7 protein-coding genes and 1 pseudogene are annotated in these 10,559 nt (G+C 46.0%); 3 read left to right on the top strand and 5 right to left on the bottom strand.

All coding sequences use genetic code 11. From position 1 onward, the window contains the following. Positions 1-74: 74 nt before the first annotated feature. The 3 genes from nirD to GBN19_RS06775 are packed head-to-tail and all read right to left on the bottom strand — an operon-like array spanning position 75 to position 5,622. A complete protein-coding gene (nirD, locus tag GBN19_RS06765; protein WP_151777609.1) occupies positions 75-1,685 on the bottom strand; it encodes a nitrite reductase small subunit NirD in 1,611 nt (536 codons plus the stop codon). Between the two features lie 11 nt (positions 1,686-1,696). Further along, complete coding sequence (gene nirB / locus GBN19_RS06770; RefSeq protein WP_151777612.1) at positions 1,697-4,243, bottom strand: nitrite reductase large subunit NirB; 2,547 nt, start codon at positions 4,241-4,243, stop codon at positions 1,697-1,699. Positions 4,244-4,281: 38 nt separating this feature from the next. Further along, entirely contained in the window at positions 4,282-5,622 is a 1,341-nt protein-coding gene (locus GBN19_RS06775; protein WP_151708979.1) for an MFS transporter, read from the bottom strand. 490 nt (positions 5,623-6,112) lie between these two features. Here GBN19_RS06775 and GBN19_RS06780 point away from each other — a divergent pair, with 490 nt between their 5' ends. The 3 genes from GBN19_RS06780 (at position 6,113) to GBN19_RS06790 (ending at position 8,820) form a co-directional block, all read left to right on the top strand. Continuing rightward, positions 6,113-6,706, top strand: a complete 594-nt coding sequence (locus tag GBN19_RS06780; protein WP_151708978.1) for an ANTAR domain-containing response regulator — start codon at positions 6,113-6,115, stop codon at positions 6,704-6,706. 4 nt (positions 6,707-6,710) lie between these two features. Next, entirely contained in the window at positions 6,711-7,688 is a 978-nt protein-coding gene (locus tag GBN19_RS06785) for an ABC transporter substrate-binding protein (protein ID WP_151777610.1), read from the top strand. A gap of 184 nt (positions 7,689-7,872) precedes the next feature. After that, positions 7,873-8,820, top strand: coding sequence for a LysR family transcriptional regulator (locus tag GBN19_RS06790; RefSeq protein ID WP_151777613.1), 948 nt, complete (start codon positions 7,873-7,875; stop codon positions 8,818-8,820). Positions 8,821-8,880: 60 nt separating this feature from the next. Here the strand turns inward: GBN19_RS06790 and GBN19_RS06795 are convergent, their stop codons facing one another. Next, entirely contained in the window at positions 8,881-9,846 is a 966-nt protein-coding gene (locus GBN19_RS06795) for an oxidoreductase (RefSeq protein ID WP_308469260.1), read from the bottom strand. 166 nt (positions 9,847-10,012) lie between these two features. Continuing rightward, a pseudogene (locus GBN19_RS06800) lies at positions 10,013-10,559 on the bottom strand (IS3 family transposase); the annotation flags it as partial.

A 10,559-nucleotide genomic window follows, 5' to 3' on the forward strand; every position in this document is an offset into this window, starting at 1 on the left:
CAATCCCTTTTTTCTCTATCTGGGAGAAATATAAAGAGGGTGTAAATAGCGATGAAGAAGCTTTGTTTTAACGATTAACTTGCTTGTTTTAATGCAAAATCTTTACCAAAAAGCAGTTTATTTCTAAACGGATGAATTGGTGTCTGATCTGCAATCAGTTCGGCATACCACACGCCATCTTCGGTGTCGCCAAACAACACCGCACCGACGACTTTGTTGTCCTGAATAATAATGCGTTTATAAATCTGACGTTTGTCGTCATGTAATACGATTTCTTCAAAGGCATCTTCAGGGGCAAAGTTACCTGCGGAAAACACGTCACAACCACTGACTTTAAGCTGTGTCGGTACAGGCTGCGCTGCAAAAGTCAGGCTGCCATGTTCTGCCAAATGCGATGCACAAATAAAGGCTTGTCCCCAAAGTGGTTCAACCAGTCCGAAAGTACTGCCACGATGCTCGATACATTCACCGACTGCATAAATGCTTGGATCAAAGGTCTGCATGGTGTCATTGACCAACACGCCACGGTTGCAGCGCAAACCTGCTTGTTGAGCCAAGGCAATATTCGGGCGAATCCCAACAGCGAACACCACCAGATCAGCAGGAATAATCGTGCCATCTTGCAATTCGACTTGGGTGACTTGACCGTGTTCATTGCCCGCCAAACGCTGGGTAACGGCGGAGGTGATCACCCGAATGCCTTTGGCTTCAATGCTGGCTTTGAGCATGGCACTAGCACAGGCATCCAGCTGGCGATCCATAATGTGCGAGGTCAGATGCAGCACGGTCACATTCATGCCACGGCGTTTTAAACCATAGGCCGCTTCAAGACCGAGCAGACCACCACCAATCACCACCGCATGATGTTTGTTTTGACTGCTTTCGATCATCTGATTGACATCGTAAATGTCACGGAAGCTCAACACGCCTTGTAAATCTTTGCCTTCAACAGGGGGAATAAACGGCTTCGAGCCTGTCGCCAAAATCAGGCGGTCATAGCTCACCACCTCACCTTTTTGCGTAGTCACGGTTTTGTGATTACGGTCAATTTCCACCGCAGGATCATCGGCAATAAAACGGATATTTTTTTCGGCATACCATGCAGGCGGATGCAGCATAATGTCTTCGATTTTTTTATCACCCGACAACACTGGCGAGAGCATGATGCGGTTATAGTTGCCCCATGGCTCCTCACCAATCACGGTAATCTCGTAGCGTTCAGGCTCCATATCCAGCAAGTCTTCCAGACAGCGCATGCCTGCCAAACCATTGCCCACTAACACCAACGCCTGTTTCTCGACTTGCTGACCGTTGCTGGTCAAATAGGTTTTCATCGGCTGGCTACAGACAAACACTCGACCATCTTCAACCTTGCTCGGATACACCGCCAAATGCTGGGTGCTGTCTTCAAGGCAACGCCCTGTCGCCAAGCTAAAATGCTGTTTATACAAGGGGGATGCCACCACGCGTTCACCCTGAATATCCCCCAAGATGCCACGTGCCATGACATTGGCTTGGCTGAACGGGTCACGTGCGCTCAAGGCATACACGCGCGCTTCATCGCCCACACGAAACAGCGCAATCGGTTGACCTGCGATTAAAGCCCCCACACCCGTATTGGCTGTCACATCGTCAAGGTCGCAGATTTCAATCCAGTCCATTTCTTGCATTTGCTGATTGGTCATCTCTGTTCTCCTTAAACCTGTGCTTCAACCATCGCGATTCGGTCTTGATCACGTTCTGCCATTTTCAATGGACGAATCTGTCCACGCTCTTGAGTAAATTGAATATGTGGATCACGTTGTTCATCGGCATTAATGAAAGTTTTGAAGCGTTTGCGAACCGTTGGATCTTCCACAGCAGTGCGCCATTCATCCTGATAAGTACCGATCACATGCGCCATACGGCGTTCCAGTTCTTCTGCCAAGCCAAGTGAATCTTCCACGATCACCGCTTTGAGGTAATCTAAGCCACCTTCCATGTTGTCACGCCATACGCTGGTGCGTTGTAAACGGTCTGCGGTTTGAATGTAGAACATGAAGAAACGGTCGATATAACGCACCAAAGTTTCAGTATCTAAATCAGATGCCAGCAATTCAGCATGGCGTGGTTTCATGCCACCGTTACCACAGACATAAAGGTTCCAGCCTTTTTCAGTGGCAATCACGCCCACATCTTTGCCTTGTGCTTCGGCACATTCACGGGTACAGCCAGACACTGCCATTTTCAGTTTATGTGGTGAGCGTAAACCCTTGTAGCGGTTTTCCAGTTGAATTGCCAATCCCACCGAATCATCTACACCATAACGGCACCATGTGCTACCAACACAAGATTTCACGGTACGTAATGATTTGCCGTAGGCATGTCCAGACTCAAAACCTGCGGCAATCAATTCTTCCCAAATCAAAGGTAATTCATGTAACTGCGCCCCGAACATATCGACACGCTGACCACCTGTAATTTTGGTGTAGAGGTTATATTTTTTAGCGATCTGACCCACAGCAATCAAGCCATCTGGAGTGACTTCACCACCTGCCATACGCGGTACAACCGAGTAAGAACCATCTTTTTGGATGTTGCCCAAGTAGTAGTCGTTGCTGTCCTGCAAGCCTGCATGGCTTGGTTTCAACACAAAGTCATTCCAGCAAGACGCTAAAATGTTGGCAGTAGTCGGTTTACAGATGTCACAACCCAAACCTTGTCCGAATTGTTGAATCAAAGCATCGAAGGTTTTGATTTCATGCACGCGTACCAAGTGATACAGCTCTTGGCGTGAATAAGCAAAGTGCTCGCAAATATGGTTATTCACGGTCACGCCTTGGCGTTGCAACTCCGCTTTCAAGACTTGAGTCACCAATGGCGCACAGCCGCCACACGCGGTTGCCGCTTTGGTGCATTTTTTCAAAGCGCCAAGTGAAGTTGCACCATCACCAATCGCTTGGCAAATGTCAGCTTTAGAAACGTTGTTACATGAACAGATGGTCGCGCTATCTGGCAGCAAGTCCACACCGCTGCCGCCTGCTTTGGCTGCACCTTGGCTAAAGCCCGGCATGATCAAGCTTTCAGGTTGTTCAGGCAGTGGCAAACCGTTGAGCATCATTTGCAGCAATTCGCTGTACTCGGTTGCATCACCGACCAACACCGCACCCAAAACTTTCGTTTTGGCTTGATCCACCACCAGTTTTTTATAGATCAAGGCATCTTCGTCAGCATAGAAATAGCTAACGGCATCTGGCGTCATGGCATGTGCATCACCGACCGAAGCAACATCAACCCCCATCAGTTTGAGTTTGGTACTCATGTCCGCACCCGCAAACAATGCGGTGTTTTGTTGTTGGACATGTTTCGCCGCAATACGTGCCATGTCATAGCCCGGTGCAACTAGACCAAAAATTTTGTTCTGCCACAGCGCACATTCACCAATCGCGTAAATGTGGTCATCTGAGGTTTGGCAATAGTCGTTAATCACGATTCCGCCGCGCTCACCCACCGCCAAACCGCTGCTACGTGCCAGTTCATCACGTGGGCGAATCCCTGCCGAAAATAGCACAATGTCAGTTTCAAGATGTGAGCCATCGGCAAACTTCATCACATGTACGGCATGTTCACCATCTTCAATGGCTTGGGTGGCTTTTTGGGTATGCACTTGCACACCCAAGTTTTCGATTTTACGGCGCAGTACTTTACCGCCCAAATCATCAATCTGGACTGCCATCAAACGCGGTGCAAACTCCACTACATGAGTTTGCAGGTTGAGGTCACGCAGTGCTTTTGCTGCTTCAAGACCGAGCAAGCCACCGCCAATCACCACACCCGATTTCGCATTCAAACTCGCTGCACGAATTGCATCAAGGTCTTCAATGGTGCGATACACAAAGCAGTTTTGACGCTCATTGCCCGGAATCGGTGGAACAAAAGCATAAGAACCTGTGGCTAAAATCAGTTTGTCATAGCCGATGATTTGACCCGTTGCCGTGGTCACGGTCTGGTTATGACGGTCAATGGCAATGGCTTTGGTATTGAGATGTAAATCAATGCCATAAGCATCTGCAAAGTCTGCACGTGCAAGCGATAAATCTTTGGCACTGCGTCCAGAGAAGTATTCGGTCAAATGTACGCGGTCATACGCTAAACGTGGTTCTTCAGCAATAATGGTGATTTCGAGGTCGTCATTGTTATGTTCGAGGACACTTTCAATAAATTTGTGCCCAACCATTCCATGACCAATCATAACGAGTTTCATCATCGGCATCCTTAAAGTAATTTCTTGGGAGATTTGGATTAAACAGCTTCGTTGCGTTCAAGTAGCGCTTTTTCGAAGAGCTTTTTCTCACGGGCTTTGTGTTCTGGTGAGAAGCGGATGAACAACACCACACAACCAATCACCACCACCATAATGCCAAGGCTCAATAAGCAAGTTTGTAGGTCAGGCATGCTCTTAAAGATAAAGCCTGCTGCCACCGCACCCACGTTACCGCCTGCCCCGATAATCCCCGCAACACCACCTAATGCTTTACGGTCAATGAATGGCACCAGCGCATACGTCGCACCACAAGCCATGTGTGTGAATAAACCGAATAACGTCATGCTCAAGATAGCCATAACAGGCGTATTCATTTGCGAGAACAACATCAAGAACAGACCTTCGCCCAAAATCATCATAAATAAAATTTCAGTACGTGCATCTAGACCACGTTTTAGTGCCACTTTGTCAGAGATAATCCCACCAAATGCACGAGCAAACAGTGCGAGTAAACCAAAGATCCCCGCAGCCATACCTGCTTCTTTAAGACCGAAGTTAAATTTTTGTACGTAGTACATGGTCACTACGTTGTGCATGAAAATTTCGATCCCGAAGCATGCTGCATAGCTAACAAATAGAATCCAAACACGGTAGTTACGAGACGCTTCTTTAATAATCGCCCAACCGCCTTTTTTACCGCCTTCAACTTCAATGCCTTGTTCACGAAGTTGCTTATAGTTGCCTGCTGGGCAGTCTTGGGTAAATTTCCAGTATAAGCAGCCCACGATGAGCATCATAAAACCAGGAACGATCAATGCTGCACGCCAGCCCATGCTTTGCTCAACGCCATACATCACGATTGCAGACAATAGCAATGGCATGAGGACTTGAGTTGCACCACCACCCGCATTTCCCCAACCTGCAGTAGCAGCATTGGCAGTTCCCACCACGTTTGGTGCAAACATGACACTGGTGTGGTATTGCGTGATGACGAAGCTTGCGCCAATTGCACCAATCAACAGGCGGAAGAACAGGAATGATTCATAGCTGTTGGCTGCGGCAACCCCAAATACAGGAATGCTGCCTAAAAATAACAATGCAGTATAAGTTTTGCGTGGACCATATTTGTCACACAATGGACCAACGATGAGGCGAACCAAAATGGTAATCGCCACTGCGGCAATGTTAATGTTGGCAATTTGGTCTTTAGTGAGATGGAATTCACCTGAAATCACTGGCATGAGTGGTGCGCAGGCAAACCAAGCGAAGAAACAGACAAAGAATGCCAGCCAGCTCATGTGGAAAGCGCGCATTGCAGGTGTAGAAAAACTAAATAGGCTTATTTTTGTCGCTTTTTGATCATCTAAATTGGTAGACATGGCCAATCCTCGCACTGATACGTTAATTACGTTCCTACTACAGCAAACCCCATGCAGCAGCAGAATTCATCAGAACGGACATCGTTGGCCGTTATATTTGGTATATAAGGTGATCGCCTTTGATCTGCTTTGAATAATGCAAAGTACATGCCAACTCTAAAAATAAATTATTTTTTATCAACTTAGTTAAAAAATGACCATTTTCTTAACTTTCTCATACTGCGCTGTTTTTGCACAATCTCTAAAATTGAGCCAAAACTGCACTAAATTTAGGCAATTTAAATCAAATTGCACAACAGTAGCATCGATCACTTTGATGCACTGTTCAATTTACTCTTTTGTTTTTTCAGTTTTTTTCAAAAATATTCGACTAAAGCCGTAGAACAGCCCCGCATATATTGCAACAGATGCTGTGATTTAGACGCTTTACGTGGCACTCATTTTGCTTTGCAATAGAAAGTGAAACCACCTTAACCTTGAGCCAGCCACTATGTTGACCTCCAAACTCAAAATCGCCTTGATTGACGATGACGAATCGCGTGCTAGCTATTTACAGCAGTGCCTGACTGAACATGATTTTGAGGTCGTGGCTTGTGTGCTCATTCAGGAGATTGCCCCACACGATTTACAAGAACTGCATGCCGATGTGATTTTACTGGATATGGATCATCCACAACGTGACATTATTGAAGCATTTGTGAACCATTTTAATTTGCCCACTGTGCTGTTTACCAAAAATAATAACCGTGACACAATTAAACAAGCGATTCAGGCAGGCGTCACTGCCTATATTGTCGATGGGGTTGATCCTGCTCGTCTAGATAGCGTGCTTGAAATTGCCATTGAGCAATATAAAAAGCATCAGCAGCTTGAAAGTGATCTAAAAGAAACTAAACTACGCTTAGCAGATCGTAAAGACATTGAAAAAGCAAAAACCATGATAATGCAATTACAACAACTTTCAGAAGAAGAAGCATTTCGCCTGTTACGTAAAAATGCCATGAACGCTCGGATTTCCATGGGGGATTTGGCGCGTCAGCTGATTCAAGCTCAGCAACTGCTCAATCAGACTTTCAAGGATTAATGATATGAAGAATGAAAAGACTCAGCTGAATATTGGCTATATTCCACTCCTTGATGCAGTTGCCATTTTATGGGCCAAACATAAAGGTTTTTTTGAACGAGTTGGGCTTGATGTCACTTTGGTCAAAGAAGCCTCATGGGCAAGTTTACGAGATCGTTTGGCGTTTGGCATTTTAGATGGGGCGCACTGTCTCTCTGCAATGTTGCCCGCTTCTCAGGCAGGCACAGATCAAGTGGGTATTCCCTTTAAAACCGCACTGGTACTCAGTCAAAACTCAGCATTTATCAGTTTAAGTCAAAAACTGTGTTATGAACTCGAGATCCATAGCACTGATTCAGCCGTTCAGACTGCTGAAAAACTGGTGTCAAGCTTTAACCATAAGCCGATTCGTCTAGCACAGGTCTTTGGACATTCACTCCATCATTATTGTTTAAGAGAATGGTTAGCGCTCGCTGACAGTACACTTGCCAAAAAAATTAAATTACTAACGCTGCCACCCCCTTATATGGTTGAAGCCATTTCTAGTGGTTTAATCGATGGCTTTTGTGTGGGTGAACCATGGAATACCCAAGGCGAAGTTTTGGGTAAAAGCCAAATTGTCGCTTCAGGTCTCGACGTTGTGCCCAGTGTGGCAGATAAAGTCTTGGCGGTAACCGCAGAATGGGCAAAACGCTATCCTGAAACATTATTGACTTTAGGAACGGCACTGCGTTTAGCACAGCAAGATATTGAGCAACTCAAGGATTTTTCTGAACTGTGGCAAATGCTGATTCACTATGAAATTGTGCAATTTTCTTGTTCACCCGACACGCATGTTGAACGTTACCATGCCATTGTCAACATTATTAAAAATTATGTTACCCACTCAGCTGCACCAAAACTTTCCGATTTTGTTTGGCTGACCAATCAAATGAATCAGTGGGATCAGTTAGGACTCACCGAAACTGAAGTACAACAGATTAGTCAGGCCTGTATCATTTAATTCCCATTAAACTGTATGTGTGAGCTTTAGGCTCGCCATACAATTTCCTGCCCAAAATTTGCTGTTCTATCGACAAAACTTTTGGGAAAAACCTTCACTTTACTCACTCAGCTTCGCCCGACATTCCCCCGCCAATTAAGAACAGGTTATCATGAGATAAAACGTTGCCTCTTCGGGGAGAATGATGGTCAAAAACTTGCGTCATCTGGACTTTAACCTGCTTAAAGCCATGGATATTTTACTGGAAGAACGCAGCGTAACCCGCGCCGCGGAACGCCTGTTTATTACCCAGCCTGCCATGAGCAGTATTTTGGCACGTCTGCGTGAAAGTTTTGATGATCCGCTGTTTGTCCGTTCGCAGCGCGGTATTGTGCCGACCCCGCGTGCATTGGAACTGATCTGCCCAATCAAACAGATTTTGGGGCAAATTGATCTACTGCTACAACCACTGGAGTTTAACCCTGCCACAGTGGATTTTACCGTGCGTATTGCCGCAACCGACTATGCCCATCAGGTGATTTTGGTGCCCTTTTTGGCAGCGCTCAAACAGCAAGCGCCGCATGTGCAGATTGCACTGTTGCCATCGACCGATAAAGAACTACAACGTCTGGAACAGGGTGAAATTGATCTGGCACTGTCTACACCTGAACATAGTTGCGGCAGTGAGTTGCATCATTTGCATCTGTTTGATGAATGCTATGTCAGCGTAATGCGCTTGGGACATCCTGCATTGCAACACCCCCTGAGTCTGGATCGTTTTTGTGAGTTGGATCATGCCTTGGTGTCCTTTCAGGGCAGCTTCTCAGGCATTACCGATCAGCAATTACAACAACTGGGACGACAACGTCGTGTCACCCTGTCGGTGTCGAGTTTCTTACTGTTGCCTGAGATTTTGCAAAATAGTGATCTGGTGGCGACTGTGCCGAAACGTCTGGTATGTAAACGTCAAGATTTAGCGATTGTGCAACCCCCACTGGAGATTCCAAGTTTTAGTAAAGTTGCCTTGTGGCATGAACGCACTGAGCACGACCCACGTTATCGCTGGTTGCGTCAGTTAATACTGAAAACCTGTCAGCATGAGGAGCAGTTTGCAGATAACTGTGCGCTGTACAATCCATTGGTTACAACATAAAAAAGCCAGCTCAAGGCTGACTTTTCAATGAAAATAAATCACTTTACGATGAATAACGCTCTAACCAGTGTGCATACGGTGTAGGCAATACCTGCGTCGGTTTTCCAGTTGCAATGCTTTGGCAGCTTGCAGCGCATAGTGTGGATTTGCCAAGAAAGCACGCCCGATCATCACCAAGTCCATTTGCTGCTGTTCCACCAAACGGTTCGCGACTTCAGGTTTATCCATTCCCCATGAAGAGGCAACAGGCAAATTGGCTTCACGGCGTACACGCTCAGAAATGGGTGCTAAAAATGCAGGCTCAGCCCAAGGCACTTTGGCTTTAGGCGTATTAAAACCAATACTGACATTGAGTAAATCTAGCCCATCTGTACGCCATTGTTTGACCAGTTCAATTGACTCGCTCAGGGTTTCTTCATCATGCCCATCGTACTCGATCATGCCAAAACGTGCGGTTAAGGGTAAACGCTCAGGCCAAACTGCACGGACTGCGCTAAAGGTTTCACGCAAAAAGCGGCTTCGCCCTGCAAAATCACCGCCATACTCGTCTTGACGTAGATTGCTGTGCTTAGAAAAAAAGCTTTGCGCTAAATAACCATGTGCAAAATGTAATTCTAACCATTCAAAACCTGCCTGTTTTGCACGGCGTGCTGCAGCAGCAAAATCTGCCTGAACCCGTTGAATATCTTCAAGGCTCATTTCCTGTGGTACACGCGACAAGTTTTCACCATAAGCAATCGCCGATGCTCCGATTGGCTGCCAGCCACGCGGATCACCTTCGGCAATATGGTCATCGCCTTCCCACGGACTATTGGCACTGGCTTTACGCCCTGCATGTGCAATCTGAATGCCTGGTACTGCCCCAGCGGCTTTAATCGCCTGAGCAATCTGTGCCAAACCTTCAATGTGTTCATCGCTCCACAAACCCAAACAGGCGGGAGTAATCCGCCCTTCAGGCGATACACCTGTCGCTTCGACAATCACCAGACCTGCACCACCGCGTGCCATACCGGTGTAATGTGCCAAATGCCAGTCGGTGACTTTGCCCTCAACCGCACTGTACTAACACATCGGTGGCACAGCTATACGGTTGCGTAAAGTCACATCTTTAAGTTGAAAAGGTAATGTGGTTCCGTTAATTAGACCACTCAATTCAGTTTTATAAGTGATAAATCCGCTCTAAATATTTAAATTATGCTGCCATTACTTTTAGTAAATGTTGATCATAAAATTCATTCGGTGTGGCCTTATTCAAACTTGAATGAGGACGTATCATGTTATAAAAATCCAAATACTCAGCAATGGATTGTTTCGCTTGTTTTACTGTATCGTAAGCCTTCAAATAGACTTCCTCATGCTTCACGCTGCGCCATAAACGCTCAATCATCACATTATCCATCTATGAGCAGTATACTGCGCAAGTTTCCCATCCATACTGATACGGATATTTCGCAATTTTAACTCATTCAAAAATGCCTCGCTTGTGAATTGACTGCCTTGGTCTGTATTAAACACCTCAGGACAACCATATTTCACAATTGCTTCTTGCAACGCATCTATGCAAAAGTCTGTTTCCATACTGATCGATACTCGATGAGCCAGTACTTTACGGCTATGCCAATCTATAATTGCACACAGATAGACAAAGCCTTTAGCCATAGGAATATACGTGATATCTGTACACCAGACTTGATTAGAGTGATCGATGACCATGTTTTTCAACAGATATGGGAAAATAC

The sequence above is a fragment of the Acinetobacter brisouii genome (genome assembly GCF_008993995.1).
GTDB classification, from domain to species: domain Bacteria; phylum Pseudomonadota; class Gammaproteobacteria; order Pseudomonadales; family Moraxellaceae; genus Acinetobacter; species Acinetobacter brisouii_A.